The 18273-nt window shown below is 26.4% G+C and carries 17 protein-coding genes; 8 read left to right on the top strand and 9 right to left on the bottom strand.

The genetic code is table 11. The features are described 5' to 3' along the window. Positions 1–72 precede the first annotated feature (72 nt). Both QM495_RS04900 and QM495_RS04895 read left to right on the top strand, forming a co-directional pair. The gene (locus tag QM495_RS04900) at positions 73–297 is read left to right on the top strand and encodes a DUF6095 family protein (RefSeq protein WP_408670994.1); all 225 of its coding nucleotides are present in this window, start codon (positions 73–75) and stop codon (positions 295–297) included. Continuing rightward, positions 297–1352, top strand: a complete 1056-nt coding sequence (locus QM495_RS04895) for a D-alanine--D-alanine ligase (RefSeq protein ID WP_408670993.1) — start codon at positions 297–299, stop codon at positions 1350–1352. Before QM495_RS04900 ends, QM495_RS04895 begins: the two co-directional genes overlap by 1 nt. Here QM495_RS04895 and QM495_RS04890 read toward each other — a convergent pair. From QM495_RS04890 to QM495_RS04860, 7 genes are read right to left on the bottom strand one after another with little or no spacing between them, the layout of a single operon-like run. After that, on the bottom strand, positions 1345–1839 hold the full coding sequence (locus tag QM495_RS04890; protein ID WP_408670992.1) for a DinB family protein: 495 nt from the start codon (positions 1837–1839) through the stop codon (positions 1345–1347). The two genes, QM495_RS04895 and QM495_RS04890, sit on opposite strands and share 8 nt — an antisense overlap. A 55-nt stretch (positions 1840–1894) precedes the next feature. Continuing rightward, positions 1895–2500 (bottom strand): hypothetical protein, encoded by a 606-nt coding sequence (locus QM495_RS04885; RefSeq protein ID WP_408670991.1) that lies wholly within the window; start codon positions 2498–2500, stop codon positions 1895–1897. Positions 2501–2502: 2 nt separating this feature from the next. Further along, a complete protein-coding gene (locus QM495_RS04880; RefSeq protein ID WP_408670990.1) occupies positions 2503–3972 on the bottom strand; it encodes a polysaccharide biosynthesis C-terminal domain-containing protein in 1470 nt (489 codons plus the stop codon). Further along, a complete protein-coding gene (gene wecB / locus QM495_RS04875) occupies positions 3972–5051 on the bottom strand; it encodes a non-hydrolyzing UDP-N-acetylglucosamine 2-epimerase (RefSeq protein ID WP_408670989.1) in 1080 nt (359 codons plus the stop codon). The genes QM495_RS04880 and wecB overlap by 1 nt, the downstream gene beginning before the upstream one ends. Next, entirely contained in the window at positions 5048–6325 is a 1278-nt protein-coding gene (locus QM495_RS04870; RefSeq protein WP_408670988.1) for a glycosyltransferase, read from the bottom strand. The genes wecB and QM495_RS04870 overlap by 4 nt, the downstream gene beginning before the upstream one ends. Next, positions 6322–7512 (bottom strand): glycosyltransferase family 4 protein, encoded by a 1191-nt coding sequence (locus tag QM495_RS04865; RefSeq protein ID WP_408670987.1) that lies wholly within the window; start codon positions 7510–7512, stop codon positions 6322–6324. The genes QM495_RS04870 and QM495_RS04865 overlap by 4 nt, the downstream gene beginning before the upstream one ends. 5 nt (positions 7513–7517) lie before the next feature. Further along, complete coding sequence (locus QM495_RS04860; RefSeq protein WP_408670986.1) at positions 7518–8033, bottom strand: methyltransferase; 516 nt, start codon at positions 8031–8033, stop codon at positions 7518–7520. Positions 8034–8320: 287 nt separating this feature from the next. Here QM495_RS04860 and QM495_RS04855 point away from each other — a divergent pair, with 287 nt between their 5' ends. Together QM495_RS04855 and QM495_RS04850 are read left to right on the top strand one after the other, a co-directional pair. Then, positions 8321–11251: a two-component regulator propeller domain-containing protein gene (locus QM495_RS04855; protein WP_408670985.1), complete on the top strand. Its 2931-nt coding sequence runs from the start codon at positions 8321–8323 to the stop codon at positions 11249–11251. Positions 11252–11260: 9 nt separating this feature from the next. Then, a complete protein-coding gene (locus tag QM495_RS04850; RefSeq protein ID WP_408670984.1) occupies positions 11261–12013 on the top strand; it encodes a LytR/AlgR family response regulator transcription factor in 753 nt (250 codons plus the stop codon). Here QM495_RS04850 and QM495_RS04845 read toward each other — a convergent pair. Both QM495_RS04845 and QM495_RS04840 read right to left on the bottom strand, forming a co-directional pair. Continuing rightward, positions 12006–14426, bottom strand: coding sequence for a hypothetical protein (locus tag QM495_RS04845; protein WP_408670983.1), 2421 nt, complete (start codon positions 14424–14426; stop codon positions 12006–12008). The genes QM495_RS04850 and QM495_RS04845 overlap by 8 nt on opposite strands. Continuing rightward, on the bottom strand, positions 14427–14696 hold the full coding sequence (locus QM495_RS04840) for a DUF4834 domain-containing protein (RefSeq protein WP_408670982.1): 270 nt from the start codon (positions 14694–14696) through the stop codon (positions 14427–14429). It lies immediately after the preceding gene. Between the two features lie 100 nt (positions 14697–14796). Between QM495_RS04840 and QM495_RS04835 the strand changes: the two genes are divergently transcribed. From QM495_RS04835 to QM495_RS04820, 4 genes are read left to right on the top strand one after another with little or no spacing between them, the layout of a single operon-like run. Beyond that, a complete protein-coding gene (locus QM495_RS04835; RefSeq protein ID WP_408670981.1) occupies positions 14797–15744 on the top strand; it encodes a transporter in 948 nt (315 codons plus the stop codon). Between the two features lie 4 nt (positions 15745–15748). Next, complete coding sequence (locus QM495_RS04830; RefSeq protein ID WP_408670980.1) at positions 15749–16867, top strand: GTP cyclohydrolase; 1119 nt, start codon at positions 15749–15751, stop codon at positions 16865–16867. Continuing rightward, complete coding sequence (locus QM495_RS04825; protein WP_408670979.1) at positions 16868–17575, top strand: 16S rRNA (uracil(1498)-N(3))-methyltransferase; 708 nt, start codon at positions 16868–16870, stop codon at positions 17573–17575. Between the two features lie 4 nt (positions 17576–17579). Continuing rightward, the gene (locus QM495_RS04820) at positions 17580–18272 is read left to right on the top strand and encodes a DUF4159 domain-containing protein (RefSeq protein ID WP_408670978.1); all 693 of its coding nucleotides are present in this window, start codon (positions 17580–17582) and stop codon (positions 18270–18272) included. Position 18273 lies beyond the last annotated feature (1 nt).

Below are 18273 nucleotides of genomic sequence, written 5' to 3'. Positions count from 1 at the left end.
CTTTTTTTATTAAGATAAACTATTATTCTTTTTTAGTATTTTTGAGCAATAGATAAATTTTAGATCAAAAAAATGAGAACTAATAAAAATGAATTAATAAGAGGATTAAAGTATGAGTTAGCTACTTTCCCATTATTAATTTTAGGTCCAATTTTAATAACTATTGGCTTAAAAGCAATAAAACAACAACACAATTATTTATGGTTTACAATTGGAGTATGTATTGCAATTACAGCAATTATTTTGTTTTTTTTAGGAATTCGAATTATTTTAAATGCTTTTTTTGACGATAAATAATGAAACATATTAATTTTAAAAAAAATACTAATTGGGAATATTGGCCTTCCTATATGTTTTATTTACCTATAGTTCCATATGCTTTATATTTAGCTATTAAATCTAGAAGTTTTGGATTTTTTTCTGCTGTAAATCCAGCAATTGACGGATCTGGCAATGGTTTTGAATCAAAGTTTAAAACTGTTCAATTAATACCTGAAAAATACAAACCTGAAACTATTTATATTGAAATTGGAGAGAAAATTGATTCTATACTTCCAAAGTTAGTTACTTATAAAATTAATTTCCCTTTAATTATAAAACCAGATATTGGATTTAGAGGATTACTTGTAAAAAAAATTAATTCTGAAAAAGAGCTTTCAGAATATATAAATAAATACAATGCTATACCTCTAATAATTCAAGAATATATAGACTTTAAAAATGAATGTGGCATTTTTTATTATAGAATTCCAAACCAAAAAAATGGCACAATAACTTCAATAACACTTAAAAAATACTTAACAGTTATTGGTGATGGGTTATCAACACTTTCTGAACTCATATTGAATGATGAAAGAGCTAAAATTTATTATTCATTAATTTCTGAATTAAACAAAGATAAGATTCAATCAATTCCAATTAAAAATGAAGAAGTAATACTTACTATTATAGGAAATCATTCTAAAGGAACTCAATTTATTAATGGTAACGAACTTATAAACAAAAGATTAACTTATTTTTTTGATGAATTAAGCTCTAATATTGAAGGCTGGCACTATGGAAGAGTCGATATTAAATATGATAATTTTGAAGAATTAATTAAAGGTGTAAATTTAAAAATTATTGAAATTAATGGTATTATTTCAGAACCAACTCATATATATGATGCTTCAAAAGGAACCTATTTTGGAGCCTTAAAGTCTCTTAAAAATCATTGGAAATTAATATACCTTATCGGTATGAAAAATAAGAAGCTACACAAAGCTACTTTTACAAATTTCAACTATTTAATTAGTTTATATTTTAGCTATAAAAAATACCTTAAAAAGGTAAGAAACTTGTCAGCTAATTAATAACTTTATTTCTTGGAGTCGTTGGATTGAATCCAAAATCTTCATCGGGTAATTGTATTCCTAACTGTGAAATAATATACCCAATACTTGCAAAATGATGAATTGCATGACTATGTGCTTGAATTAATATTGCAGACAACGTGTAATTTGCAGTAACAATTCCCAAACCTAAATCATCCGTTACTTTTACAATTTTGTTAAAATCTTCAGCTTTTGATTGTTGTAAATCAGTGATGATTCTATTAAAATATTCAATACCATTTTTAGTGTAATTCTCAGCTAATTCGTTTCGCTTTCGATTTATTAGATTTATTTTATTGGCATCTAAACCTTCAAAAACACAATCAAAAACATCTAAAATATGACGCATATGACCTCCAATACTAGAGTAATATGGTGCTATTGTTGTATTGCTATATTCTTTATCAGAAATACATTTTAACAATTGTATTCCTCTCCTTAAGTTTTTCTCAATAGCATCAATCATATTAATTAAATCGTGATTTTTAGTTTCGTAAATATAAAAAATAAAATTATGGCATTCACTTAATCAAAGTCAAAATTCCTAATAAAAGAAATAATACACTTAAAATAATATTAATGTTGGTTGCAATAAATGAAACTTTCTTTATTATAATTTTAGCAAATAAAATATAGGTGTAAAACAATAAAAATGAGCCCATTGCAGCTCCAATTACAAATAATAAAATAAATGGTTGCGCTATTATAATTTTATCTACAGAAACTAAATAAATACTTAAGCCTAAATAAAATGGTATAGCCAACATATTTACTGATGACATTAACATCCCTTTTAAAAAATAATTTTTACTATTACTTTTCAATGTTGTTGCCATCTTCTTTTTAGAAAGCATAAAAAAGAAAATTGCTAAAGCAAAAAAAACAAAAACTGCTAAAATTTTTAAAATTTCAATAATTTTAGGATTTTTAGAAAAATAATCTGCAAAGAACAATGCAATTCCGGCTTGAAAAAAAACAACTGTAGATGCTCCTAAAGCAAACTTTAAACTATCCTTTTTCCCTGAATTAATTCTAATTTTTAAAGCTGTCATATTTAACATACCTGGTGAAATTAACCCAAAATATGCCATAATAATTCCATATAAAACGTGAACAATGTAACTCATTATTATTTTTTAAATTTACTTTGAAAATATTCAGCAACTAGTAAATTTATCTCTTTTGAAATATGTAATTTTTTAACAATAACAAAATATACGAATCCAATTATACTACTTTTTAAAAGTATATTTAGAATAGGATGAAATGAAAAACTCCAAAAATTAAAAGAAATAAAAATTATTAATACACTAATTAATAGTTTGATAGTTTGAATACTAAATGGTTGAATATTTAATTTGCCTTTTATATAAATAATTTTAAAAATACTGTAAAAAGCAACTACAATTAAAGTTGCTAATGCCGCACCATTAATCCCTATTAAATTAATTAACCATTTATTTAATAAAATAACACTAAATGCCATTGCTAATGATAAATAAAAAAATATTTTATAATATTTAGAATTTACTAAAATTGCATTAGCTGTTCCTAAAGCAAGTTCCAGTAATTTAGCAACAGAAATAATTAAAACAATCCAACTACCTTTTGCAAATTGTGGCTTGTTAATAAACTCATATAAATCATTAACATTTAAGTTAATTAGTAAAAACAATAAACCTCCTATTACCAATAAGTTAATTGATGTTTGTTTGTACAATTTCTCAACATCATCAACCTTATTTTCATTCATATATTTTGCTGTTATAGGGCTTGTAATATGTTGCATGGCTCGAGTTGGAATTGCAACAACACTTGCAATATAAATACCAACTGAATAATATGCCACCTCAGCAATTTGTTTCATTTGTGGTATCATAAACTTATCTATTTCTAATAAAACTCCTGCCGCTGAACCTGCAACAATTATATATAATGAAAATGATAAAATTTCTTTAATGTTCGAAGGTAATTTTAAAACCATCGCTGGCCTACAAATGTAAAACGCATACAATTTCATTATTAAAACTCTTAAACCATAAACAATTACAACAGCATAAATAAATTCTTCATTTGTTAACCACTTAAAGTAAACTGCAACTAATAATAATGAAGTACAAATACGTGCAAATATTTCCTTAATAAAATTTCCAAAAACGGAATTAAATTGCACTTTTGTCCATGAATAAAACACTTCAAAATAGCCCATAAAAATGGCTGTAATAAAAATAAGACCTGTATAATCTTTTATCAATATATTTTCTGAGGAAAGCCAACTTGCAATAGCATCATAAAAATAAACACTAATAATTCCCAAAGGAATAATAACTAACAACGGAAGAAAAATTGTTGAAATCAAAAAACTGTCTTGTTCAACTTTAGTTTTATAAGATGAATAAAATTTAATAACAGTATGCTGCATCCCAAAAACCAATAATGGTAAAATAATATTTGCAGTTGACAACAAAAATGTAATTAACCCAAAATAATCTTCATGTAAAAAATGAGTAAATAGAAAAATTACATTAATACCTCCAATTGTAAACCCTACAAAAAGAATTAATGTATTTATAAAAGATTGCCTTAAAACAATACCCATTACAACAATTTAAGAATTTCAGTGTGTATCTTCTCTCCTACTCGATTTCCATATAACTCCACTTCGAAATTAGCCAGTGAATTTTTAAAATTTTCAAATGCATAAATCATTTTAGTTCTATCACTTCCAATAATTTCAGCAAATCCGTTGTTAACTAACTCAACCCATTCTGTTTCATCTCTAGCTATAATGCAATATTTTTTATTAAAGAAAGCTTCTTTTTGAAGTCCACCACTATCTGTAATTACTAAATTACAATTTTTCAGCAATTCCAACATATCAAAATAACCAACTGGATCTATGATAGTTACATCATACTTTAGTTTGTTCTTATCTAAAATCGCTTTTGTTCTTGGATGTAAAGGAAGTACAACTTGCTTTTGCTTTCCTATTTCTTCTAATCCTGCAAAAATTGATTTTAATTTTTTTAGTGAACCTGTATTTTCTTGCCTATGAATGGTTGCTAAAACAAATTCATTTTTATTTAAATTTAATGTTGCTATAATTGAGGATTTTTGTGCTGAAGTTTTTCCGTAAAACTTAACTGCATCTTTCATAATATCACCACATTTCACAACTTTTGAAGGTAAATTATTAAAACCTTCCTTTTCTAAATTTTTAATTGCAGTCTCTGTTGGGCACAACAATAAATCTGAAATTCTATCAGTTAAAATCCGATTAATTTCTTCTGGCATTTTCATATTAAAAGAACGCAAACCTGCTTCAATATGAACCACTTTAATATTCATTTTTTTTGCAGCCAAAGCTCCTGCAATGGTCGAATTTGTATCTCCATAAACCACAACTAATACTGGCTTTTCTAAAAGTAAAACTTCTTCAATTTTTAACAACATTTGCCCAGTCATTGCACCATGACTTAATCCATTAATTGCTAAGTTATATTTTGGGGTTGGAATTTCCATTTCCTCAAAAAAAATAGCACTCATGTTAGTATCATAATGCTGTCCTGTATGAACAATCACTTCTTCAATTTCTTTGTATTTAGAAATTATTCTACTAAGTACAGCTGCTTTTACAAATTGTGGTCTTGCACCTAATATGGTTACAATTTTCTTCATTCAGTAATTGAATTTATAATTTCAGAAACTTTTTTTGTTAACTCTTTTCTATGGTATTGCTCAATATTTTTGGAATTAACAATTAATTTATCGTCTTTAAACTTTGAATACAAATCTACTATAGTTTTTTTTAATTGATCCCTCTCATTAAAATCAACTGTATAGCCACTATTCGTTTTATGAATTATTTCTGCTAAGTCTCCATTTGTTGGTGCAATTGCTAAAATTGGACGCTTAGCCATTAAGTACTCAAATATTTTTCCTGTTATAATTTGATTTGCACTAGGTACATTGTTTACAATTAACAATAAAACTTGTGATTTTTTCTGAAACTTAATAACCTCATTATGAGATATATAATTTATTATTGATACATTTTTTGTAAGGTTAAAATTTGAAATTTCCTTGATAACAGAATTATCAACCTTACCAATTAACTTTAATTCAAAATCATTTGCAAATGTGTGATTTTCATTCATAATTTCAGCTAAAACTTCCCATAACATTTTAGGATTTCTATCAGCATTCATTAAACCAATATGGGTTAATGTGAATTTTGAATCTAAATCAATATTAAAATTAGTCACTTCTCCATCGAAACCATTTGTAATTACATAAGTATTTTTATTAAATTTATAGTATTTTTCTTTCATTGTGTTCCCTACAACTATAACTGCATTGGCGTTATTTAGCACTTCTTTTTCTAACAAATGATGTTTTTCACTTGCCCTTTTAGTTAAAGGTAATTGATGAAAATAATCTATTTCAGTCCAAGGATCACGAAAATCCGCTATCCAATTTACTCCAAATTGATTCTTTAAATTTAAACCAATTAAATGCATACTATGTGGCGGACCTGTTGTTATAACAACATCTATTTTATTTTTTTTTAAATACTTCTTTAAATATTTTACTGAAGGTTGCACCCAAAATTTTCGAGCATCTGGAATAAAATAATTTGCACGAATATATCGTAATATTTTTCCTGAGATTGAAGGAGTTGGATTTAAAAACCCTGCACTTTCCGTCTTTTTTTTCTTAAATAAATTAAAAATTCTGTTTGGCTCCCAAATTGATTGTTTTAGAATTTCTAAATCTTCTGGAATTTCTTTTAAAAGTGACTCATCTTCAATAGGATAGTTTGGGTCTTTAACCGTATAAATAACTGGTTCAACACCAAACTCTCTGAAATATTTTACAAACTTAAGCCATCGTTGCACTCCTGATCCGCCTGCTGGAGGCCAATAATATGTGATTATAAGTGCTTTTTTCATGAACTTAAATTAGCGTATAAATTTATTAAATTTTTAGCTGTTTTCTCCCAATAAAATTCTTCTTCTACAAATCGTTTCCCATTTTTCCCCAAACTATCCCTTAAGTTTTTATTAGTATATAATTCTACTATTTTATTTGTAAAATCTTGTACATCTTTTTCTAAATGAACTAAACCAGTATTTGTTCTTTTAATTAATTTTTTCTGAGCTGTAGCATTACTCACCAAAACTGGTTTTGAAAAACTCATATATTGAAATAATTTATTGGCATAAGTTGTATCATGGTGTAAATTTCTATGCAAAGGAGAAATACATACCGAACTTGCTTTTATGTAAGATGGGAATAATTTTTCGTTTTGCCAACCTACAAAATCTACAAAATGCTCAATTCCTAAATTTTTAACCTGCAATTTTAAAATTGAATCAGATGAATTACTTCCAACAATAACTAACTTAATGTTTGAAATTTTATCCTTTAAATTATTTATAGAAGCAATGGCAGTTTGTAGTCCTCTCCTTAATCCGGTATCACCTAGATATAATAGCACAAAATTATCTTTATAATTTTCAATTATATTATTTTGAATTTGTGCATTTTTATAATAAGATTTATGAACGGTGTTTGGAACAACAATAATTCTTTCTGACTTTTTATTTGTTCTTTTCGCAATTTCATTTTTTGACTCTTCAGTCACTACAATTACTTTAGTTGCAGTACTAATAAAAGTTTCTTCTTTTTGTTTCCACTTGTTTGCTGAAATTAAATACTTCCCAGGAAATTTTTGTAAATGAGGATAAAATTTCATTATTTCTGGTCTGTTTTCATGTAAATCTAAAACAATTTTAAGTTTTAATTTTTTATTTGCTCTTAAAACAGCTTCAGTTATTTGAATATCATGAATATGTATAATTTCTATGTTATGATGAATCAAAAAATGATTAATTTTTTTCGACATTACCATTGAATAAAATGGAATTGTGTAAACTAACGCCGACAATTTATAAATCAATTTATTTGATTTGTACCTTTTTACTTGAATTTCTTTTAAAACTTCATGGTCTTTTTCTTTATCATATTTTAAACAAAATAAAAATACTTCATGACCGTTTTCAATCAATGAAATAGCTTCGTTTTCAACCCTCGGATCAGGTGGAAACGTTTTGTCTAAAATCATTCCTATTCGCATGTTATTTATTTTTCAGCATAAATTGCATAGTAGCGCGGTGTAAACTTTCGCAAAATAGGTCTAAAACCAATTTTATCAATTGGACTTGTCCATTTAGCTTTCTTTTTAATATTCCACCCTGATTTTTCAAATAACCAATCAAATTGCCAATCTTCAAATTCATGATAATGTCTATCCCACATATCAATCTTACTTCTATAAGCTTTAGAAAACCACAAGTTAAGAGGTACGGTAGCTATAATTTTTTTACTTTCAATAGCATTTAAAACATTAAATGGAGAAACCAAATGTTCAAAAATTTCAAATGCAGTAACAGCATCTATAGTATGTTTTTTAACTATTTCAGGAACTAAGTCTAAATCTTCACCTAAAGTGTTATAAACTATATACCCGTTCTGTTCCATAATTTCACTAAAAGGGTTTCTAACTCCTAAATCTAAAATAGTTGCAGGAGCAGGCAACACTTTTTTTAAGAAATCTAAGGTATGTCTATATCTTTTATGAGGTAACGTATTGTACATTAATCAATTAATTAAGGCTGTAATTAGTTGGCAAGATATTGATTTTATTACAAAAAGTGTTACATAAATTTCATAAAAAAAAGGGCTTAATACAAAGACCTTTTTTCATTTTCATAGCTTATTTTATCTTTATCAAAAAATTTCCCTCTTATTTTGAGTTCACAAAAGCGAATGTACAATCATATAGTAATAATTAAAAATTCATATTTATAAACGTACACATTTAACATATAAAAGTCTTTTTTTAATTCATAAGCGCTATATTTGATTCTTAATATTAATATTTAATGTACCGATTTTTTCATCTTATTATTATTTGTTTAATATTTCAAACTACTTTACAAGCTCAAATACCCGGTTTTACACAGTTTAATAGTAATAATGGATTACCTAGTAATACTGTTTACGATATTAATCAGGATGAAAATGGGTTCATTTGGATAGCAACTGATTATGGTTTAAGTAGATATGATGGTCTTTCATTTAAAAATTATACAATTGCTGATGGGTTGCCTGACAATGAAATTTTGCAACTATTTAAAGACTCAAAAAACAGAATTTGGTTGATAGGATTTAATGGTAAGATGGGCTATATTCAACACCAAAAAATTTATAACTCAGAAAACTCTGATTTACTTAACGACTTAATATTTGAAAACTTTATTTCAGATATATTTGAGGATAGTAAAAATAATATTTGGTTTTTACAATCTTTAAAAACCTTGAAAAGGTTAGATATAAACAATCAAATTACTAGTTTTAATATAAAAAGTCTTTATCAAAGAAACAGTTCAAAACAATTACAAATTGTAGAAAATATTAATGGTGAAATACGAATTTTAAAATCTATTTCAGAAAATGAAAATAGTAATAAAATTTTTAGTTCATCTATTACTAATCTTAATTGGACGAATCTCAACCTTAACCTTTATGATAATAGTACTATTTTAAAACTACGAAATAAAAAAACTGAAGCTTTTAAAAATCTTGATAGTGTTTCTATGAAAATTTCTAAAGAAATTTTCAAAAACTATGCCTATAAAAACTCAAACAATCTACTTTACAGAACTACTCCTTTTGAAGATTCATTTCTTATTACAAATCTAAATAAAGGAGCGTTAATCATAAATCTAAAAAATAAGCTTAAAACTAAAAATATACTTCCTTTAACACAAACGACTAGGGCTTTTGTTGATTTTGAAAAAAATATTTGGATAGGCAGCCAATCTAATGGAATTTACCTTTTCCCAAACCTTAATATTAACGGAATTCAATTTGAAGATAAAACTCAAAACAATCTATTTACCGTAAATGAATTTCAAAATAAGTTAGTTCTTGGAAATGGTCAAAGTGAAATTTTTATTTTAAATAAAGAAAATTTAGAAATAATATCTTCTCTAAAACTAAACAAAAACCCCAAAAGAATACGGCAATTAAAAGTCCATAATAATTTATTGTATATTCTAAGTGATATTAATATTTATACTTTAAATTCAAAATTTGATATTGAAAATTCCATATCTTATAACTCTGATTTAAAAAAAATTTATTTAAATAATTTTAAAGATATTTTTATTTCAGAAAATTATGTGTATACAGCAAACAGCAATGGTATAGGAAAAATAGATAAAACAAAAAATACGTCTAAAAAAATATGGGACAAAAGAAGTACAGCTATTTATATGGATAGTATTGAAAACTTATGGATTGGAACAACTTCTGGACTTTATAAATACAATAAAAAAACTGCTAAAAAATATAACTTAGGTGAATTGTTTAACAGTAGTATTATTTATGCCATTGAAAACTCTAAAAAAGGTTTATTAATTGGGTCAAACTCTTATGGTTTAGGTATTTTAAAAAAAGGAGTATTTAAAATAATTTCAACAAATAATGGCTTATTAAGTAATTATATTAAATCTATTTTTGTAGATAAAAATAATAACATTTGGCTTTCTACTAATTTTGGCTTGAATTGCGTTGAGTTAAATTCTTCAAATAAAATTATTTCAATTAAAAGTTATACAACTTCAGACGGGTTGTATAGTAATGACGTTAGAGCTTCTTACGTTGATGAAAATAAGGTGTATGTAGCAACTTCAAAAGGGCTAAATATTATTGATCTTACTAATAAGTTAAATCCCATTTTACCACCAACAGTTCATATCAATTCTATTCTTATAAATAATAAAAAAATTGATATAGCTAACAACCAGCAATTTAGTCATCGCTTCAATTATTTTCAGTTTAACTTTTCAGGAATATCATTTAGAAGTTTAGGAAATATTACATTTAAATACCGTTTAAAAGGGCTAGAGAATGATTGGATTACATCTAAAACAAATACAGTAAGGTTTTCATCATTAAGGCCTAACAACTATACATTTGAACTTAAAGCAATCTCTAAAAACGACTTAGAAAGCGACCCAGTTTCATTTACTTTCACAATAAATCCTCCTATTTATAAAACTTGGTGGTTTAGAACTTTAATTATACTTGTTCTCATTGCATTAGCAACCTACTTTATCAATCGTAGAAATTCAAAAATTCAACAGAAAAGAAAAACAAAAGAACAAATATCAAATTTACGTTATCAAGCTTTAAATGCACAAATGAATCCGCATTTTATAAATAATTTATTAGTAAATATCAATAGCTTGGTTGATAAAGGGGAAGTAAAAGAAGTACGTGAAAGTCTTAATAAATTTGCCGAACTTGTAAATTTAATTTTAGATGCTACAAAATCAAACCTCATCAATTTAGATGAGGAAATTAGAATGACTAAATTATATTTAGAACTTCAAAAATTGAGATTTAATAAAAATACTACGTACATCATAAATACAGTTCAAATTTCATCTGATTTAGAGAGTATTTTTGTTCCTCCAATGATTTTACAACCAATTATAGAAAACTGTTTTAAACATGGTTTTAAAAATGGAAACAAAACCAATACTATTAGTGTAGATTTTAAAATTGAAAATGATGAATTCCTTATTTGTGAAATTTCAGATAATGGAATTGGAATTCAAAATATTCAAGGCATCCCTAAATCTAATAATTATGGAATCTCATTTTCAAACATTAATGAGCGTCTTCGTTTAATAAATGAATCCAAAGATGAAGAAAAATTGATTTTTATCTCAAATTTAACAGATGAATTTGATAATTTAGTAGGCTTAAAAGTAACTTTGAAAATTCCATTAATTAGTTTTTAAAATATTTGTATGGTTAGAGCCTTAATTATTGAAGATGAAATTGCAGCATATACGCATTTAAAAAATATTTTAGAAACTAGTTTTAGTACTCAAATAGCCATTTTAGGTCACGAAACTAGTGTAGAAAAAGGAATTCAATTGATAAAAGAAATAAATCCACAATTAATTTTTTTAGATATAGAATTAGTAGATGGCAATGGCTTTGAAATATTAGATTTCTTTTCATTTTCTTCAAAATTTGAAGTAATTTTTACGACAGGGTTAAAAGATTATAAAGAAAAAGCCATGGATTATTTTGCCTTTTACTATCTAAATAAACCTATTTTAAAAGAGCAACTAATAACTGTACTCAATAAATTCTTATCAAAACAAACAGCTTTTGATACAGAAAAATATCTCGCATTTAAAAATCAACTTGAAAACAGGCAGAAAAAAATTTCTCTACCCATGAGTAATGGTGATTTTTGTATTATAGACATTGATGATGTTATTTATTGTGAAGCTGATGGAAGCTATACCCATTTTCATACAAAAGACAATAAAGTATATACAACTTCTAATAATTTAAAATCGGTTGAAAATATATTAAAACATGCTACTTTTTTTAGAATACACCGTTCTTTATTACTTAATTTAAAACATATTATTCAATTTAATAATACTGGTGAAATAACACTTACTAACAAGAAAAAACTACTAGTTTCATCAAGAAATAAAACAAGTTTTTTGCGCGTATTAAAATTAATGAATTATTCTATTTAATTTTTCTTCTTTCAATAAAAAACCAACCTAAAGGTATCATCAATAAAAAGGCATAAGAAATTAAGGTTATACTATTTCCTTTTTTTATTACTATTGGATCAAATTTAAATTCTATAATATGCTCACCTTTGGGAATTTCCATTCCACGTAAAACATAATCAACTCTAAAATGCGGTTTTAATTCACCATCAACATAAGCGTTCCACCCATTTTTATAGTACATTTCAGAAAACACTGCAAACTGATCTTTTATTGTTTCCGATTTATAAACTAGTTTATTTGCTTTGTATGCTGTTAACTGAATGCTAGCAGTTGAATCAGTTCCATAATTAGTATTAAAGTCGTTTTTAATTTGCTTTGAATTTATAATAGCTTCTTTTTTAGTATTTAAACTATCTAAAGCTACAATTTCTTCATTTGCATTATTTACAATTTTTAATGTATTTACAAACCAACTATTCCCATTAGCATTGGGATTTTGCTGTAAAGCAGTACGCTGATTTCCATCTTCAAAAATGAAATATTTTGTATTTAACATATTCAATATTTCAATATTATTTTTAGCTATTTGAAAATTATATAGTTCTTGGTAACGTCTAGGTTTTGCAGCGTGATAACCTCCAATAGACTTATGAAAATAAGATGTTGCTCCATCTGACATTATGTTTTTGGTGAAATTTGCAACACGATAAATGCCCTTATCTTTTAAAATTTCTTTATCAATTTCTGAAGCTATAAATGGTTTGTCAATTTTTCTAGCGCTAAAAAAATCTTTATTATTAACATATCTCTTATCTACTAAAACTAAATCAAATAAAATCAAGCATCCCAAAACTAAAATTGCACTATTTTTAGATAATTTTTCTTTAATAAACAGCCACAAAACACCTCCAGATATACTAACTAATAACAATGTTCTTAAACTATCTGTAAAGAAAATTTCTTTTCTATCTTCAATAATAGCATTTAAAAAACCTGGTAGTATTTTATCATAATAATCATCACTAATTCCTTCAAAAGCAAAAAGACTTGAGCCAAATAATGTAAATATTAATGCAAATCCACCTACAACATATATTGAATATTTTAATGCTTTTAGCTTAACTTCCGAAGTTTTATTTGCCGAAAAGAATTCTTTTAAAGTAAGTATTCCCATTAATGGAATTGCCAATTCTGCAATCACTTGAATAGATGAAACAGCTCTAAATTTATTATACATTGGAACGTAATCAATAAACAAGTTTGTCAACAACTCTAAATTTTCACCCCAACTTAAAAGAATTGAAAAAATAACTGCACCTACTAACCATTTTTTTAAATTACCTTTTAACAAAAATATACCCAATACAAATAAAAACATAAATATTGCCCCAATATAAGCTGGTGCAGCAACAATAGGTTGTTTACCCCAGTACATTGGTGCATTTTCTACAAACTGTTTAACTTGTTTGGGGTTTATTTTACCATTTAAAAAATTATAAATATTTGATTCTAAACCTAGATTTTCATAATTTCCCCCCCCCATAAATCGTGGAATAAACAGGTTAAAAGTTTCAACTTTTCCATAACTGTATTCAGTAATATAATCTTTGGATAAACCTGCAGTAGCTTCTTTGGATGAACCATCAGGATTAATGGTTAATTCGCTTTTACTGCGTGTGCTTTGCTCAGAATACTCCTTCATGGCAAGCAAACTAGTTGCGTTTGTTCCAATTGCTAAAATCACAGCAACTACTAAAATCCCTACACTTTTAGCAAAATGAGGAATTTCTTTATTTTTTAATGATTCCATTAATTGAACAATTCCAAAAATTAGCACTAAAAACATCAAATAATAGGTCATTTGAATATGGCTTGCACTTATTTCCAATGACATTGCAAGTGCAGTTACAACAAAGCCAAATAAATACTTTTGTTGAAAAACTAATAAAATTCCTGCTAAAACAAGTGGCATATAAGCAATTGCATGTGCTTTTGCATTATGACCCACACCTAAAATTATAATTAAATACGTTGATAATCCAAAACCTAAAGAACCAACTATTGCTAGTTTCCAATTAACTTTTAAAACTAATAAAAGTACAAAAAAGCTAAAAAAATACAAAAATAAATAATCTGCTGGATGTGGTAAGAAGCGTAGTATTTTATCAACTTTTTTAATAAAATCATTTGGATAATACGTACTTACAGCATAAGAAGGCATTCCTCCAAAAGAAGTATTTGTCCAATAGGGTTCTTCATTATTTTCATTTCTAAAATCTTTAATTTCTTTTGAAGAACCAATAAATTGAGTAATATCACTTTGTTTAATTTTCTTTCCTTGTAAAACAGGCGAAAAATAAGCTACTGCAACAAAAGCAAAAATAAAAATCGCTACTATATATGGTGCTATCTCTTTGAATGTAAATTTCATTTATTTATCATCTTTTACTTCTTCATAATCTACATAATCACCCACATTTTTATTACTTTCTTTAGTCCCTTCTGGCTTCTTAGCAATCACTGTTTCACCTATATTACCAGATTCCTGTTTGTATTGATTTTCTTGTTGCTCTCTCATTTTCTTCTCAACATTTTTAACCACGCTTTTTAAAAACAACGGCATAATATACTTTCCTATAAACTTAAAAGCATAATAAATAATAATAAAATATGCTATTGTCTTTGCTAATCCTACAACCATTTAATAAAGTTTTTATATTTTTCAAAAATAACAATTTGCCCGTAACTAAAACGTTTAATTATATAAAATCTTATATTTGACACATAATCAATCATAAACTATGAAGCGAGTTTTATTACTATTATTTATTTTTAACTATGCCCCAATAATTAATGCCCAATATACAGAAATTATCAATTCTAAACGGCCTGGTTTTTCTGAAAGCCCATACAGTGTTGGAACAGATGTTCTCCAATTTGAAACTGGTGTATTTTATAGAACGAGTAATAATAAAGTATTATATGCAAAACCAAATTCAATTGGTGGAGAATTATTTTTTAGATATGGAAAATTTCTTGACAAACTTGAAATTAATGCTAAAGTTGCCTATCAAAAAGATGAGATTTTAAATAATCCTTCTGAAGCCATCACTAATATTAGTGGTATTAGTGAACTTACAATTGGTGCTAAATACTTATTTTACGAGCAAAAATACACTGATAAATCAAAAGAAATTAGAAGTTGGAAACGTAGGATGGCATTTGATAAAAAAAGATTAATCCCTTCGGTTGGTGCTTTTGTTGGAGTTAATACTAACTTTTTAGGTGATGGTTTTAAAGAAAATGAACTTACACTAAAAGGCGCAATTTTATTACAAAACGATTTTTCCGACCGCCTAGTTTTATTAACTAACTTAATTGCAAATAAAATTTTATCCAACTCCAATGAATATTCATATATTGCCACTATGACCTATGCCTTAAACTATAAATGGTCTTATTTTATTGAAAACCAAGGGATATTTGAAAAACACTATACTCCTAAATTTCATTTTGGAACTGGAATAGCATATTTGTTATCACAAAATTTACAGTTAGACGCTTCAGTAAGAACTAATTTTTTTGATGATTATTCTTTTCTTTACTCATCTATAGGTGCTGCTTGGAGATTAGATAGACATTCTGATGAAGTAATTATCAAAAAATCACCAAGAGCTCGGCTTAGTAAAAAACGTAAAAAAGGAAATTTCTTTTCAAGAATACTTAAAAAGAAGAATAAACGAAATTAATTTTATGATTACACTTCAAGAAATGATAACCAAAAAGGAGATGAAAGCTTTTGTTAAGTTTCCTTTTAAATTATATGAAAACAATCCATATTGGGTACCACCAATTATTAATGATGAATTAGATTCATTTGATAAAAAAATAAATCCAGTTTTTGAACATGCAGAAGCACGATTTTTTATTGCTAAAAAAAACAATGAAATTGTTGGGCGTATTGTAGCTATAATTAATTATACTGAAATAAACCAACAAGAGTTAAAAAAAATGCGTTTCGGTTGGTTCGATTTTATTGATGATCTTGAAGTTTCAAAAATACTACTTAATAAAGTTGAAGAAATTGGAATTCAAAACAATTTAAAATTTATGGAAGGTCCTGTAGGCTTTTCAAATCTAGATAAAGTAGGCGTTTTAACAGAAGGATTTGACCATATTGGAACCATGATAACTTGGTACAACCACGCTTATTATAAAGATCACTTTAAAAAATTAGGTTTTACAGTTGAAAAAGAATACTTAGAAAATAAATTTGCTTTTAAAAATGTTAAACGTGCGCCACTTGAAAGGATTAGTAACATTATAAAAAAACGTTATAACGTTAAATCACTTAATTTCACAAAAACAAAAGACATAATGCCTTATGTAGATGAAATGTTTGATTTGTTTAACGAAAGTTATGCTTCACTACCTTCATTTGTACCAATTTCTAACATTGAAAAAGCCTATTTCAAAAAGAAATATATCAGTTTTATAAATCCTGAGTATATAAAATTTGTACTAGATAAGGATGACAATATTATAGCTTTTGCCATAATTATGCCCTCATTTTCAAAAGCATTACAAAAAGCAAAAGGGAAATTAGTACCTATTGGTTTATTCCACTTATTAAAAGCAAAAAGAAAAAATAAAGACGTACTTCTTTATTTAATTGGCATACATCCAAAACATCAAGGCAAAGGTATTCACGCATTATTATTTCTTGAATTGCAAATTTCTTGCAAACTAAATGGTATAGAAAATTGCATTAGAACTCCTGAGCTGACAAGCAATAAGCCTATTGCTGCTCTTTGGAGAAATTTTGCTCCAGAAACTTTTAAAAAACGTTGTACTTATAAAAAAGTTATTTAAATGCAATTATTTTACAATTCAGAAATATCAACCAAAACCCAACAATTTACTTTTAATAAAACTGAAAGCAGACATATTGTTCGTGTTTTAAGAAAAACCGAAGGTGATACAATTTTTATTACCAATGGTTTTGGATACTTATTTACTTCAGAGATTGTAATAGCAAATGATAAAAAATGTTTGGTTCAAATTACTGAAATAAACAATTTTGAAAAGCCTTGGAATTATTATTTACACATGGCAATTGCACCTACAAAATTAAATGATAGGTTTGAATGGTTTTTAGAAAAAGCAACTGAAATAGGTATTGATGAAATTACACCAATAATTTGTGAACATTCTGAAAGAAAGGTAGTTAAACCAGAAAGATTAGAGAAAATAATTCATTCAGCTGCAAAACAATCTTTAAAATATCACTTCCCAAAATTAAATGAATCAAAAACATTTAACCAATTTATCAATTCGAATTTTGAAGGACAATTATTTATTGCTCACTGTGAAGAAACAACTAAAAAATCATTAAAATTAGCATTAAAACCACAGCTTAAAACTACCATTTTGATTGGTCCAGAAGGTGATTTTTCAATCAAAGAAATTCAACAAAGTTTGGAACATAACTTTATTCCTGTATCTTTGGGAGAAAGCCGTTTACGAACAGAAACTGCAGGTATTGTTGCAGTTCACAGCGTTTCTTTTACAAATGAATAAATAAATGAGGGAACTTTTACAATTACACTTTAAAACTTACAACCTTAATTTAAAGATAATTCTCTTTTCTTTTTTCTTTTTTCTTTTTTCTTTTTCTAATATTTCAGCACAGCAAATTGCAATTTTAAAATATAACGGAGGAGGTGATTGGTATGCAAACCCAACTGCAGTACCAAATCTAATAACTTTTTGTAACAACAATATTAACACTTCTTTAAAAACGAACCCTGAAACTGTTGAAGTAAGTAGTTTAGATATTTTTAATTACCCAATACTATTTATGACTGGGCACGGAAATGTATTATTTTCTGATAATGATACTAAAAACTTAAAAAACTACCTACAATCTGGAGGCTTTTTACACATTTCTGATAATTATGGGTTAGATACTTATATTAGGAGAGAATTAAAAAAAGTGTTTCCAAGTCAAGAATTTCAAGAAATTCCATATAATAATCCTATATTTCACCAAACATTTAATTTTGAAAATGGAATTCCCAAAATTCATGAACACAATGGTAAACCTCCGCAAGGATTTGGTTTATTTTATAAAGATAGATTGGTTTGCTTTTATGATTATGAAGCCGATTTAAGTGATGGTTGGGAAGATGAAGAAATACATAACGACAGCTTTGAAATTCGTGAAAAAGCACTAAAAATGGGTGCTAATATTGTAGAATACGCTTTTAAAAACTAAT

The sequence above is a fragment of the Lutibacter sp. genome, assembly GCF_046055765.1.
Classification (GTDB): Bacteria; Bacteroidota; Bacteroidia; order Flavobacteriales; family Flavobacteriaceae; genus Lutibacter.
The sequence above is the reverse complement of the archived record's forward strand: the minus strand, read 5'-3'. Positions and strand labels throughout refer to the sequence as shown.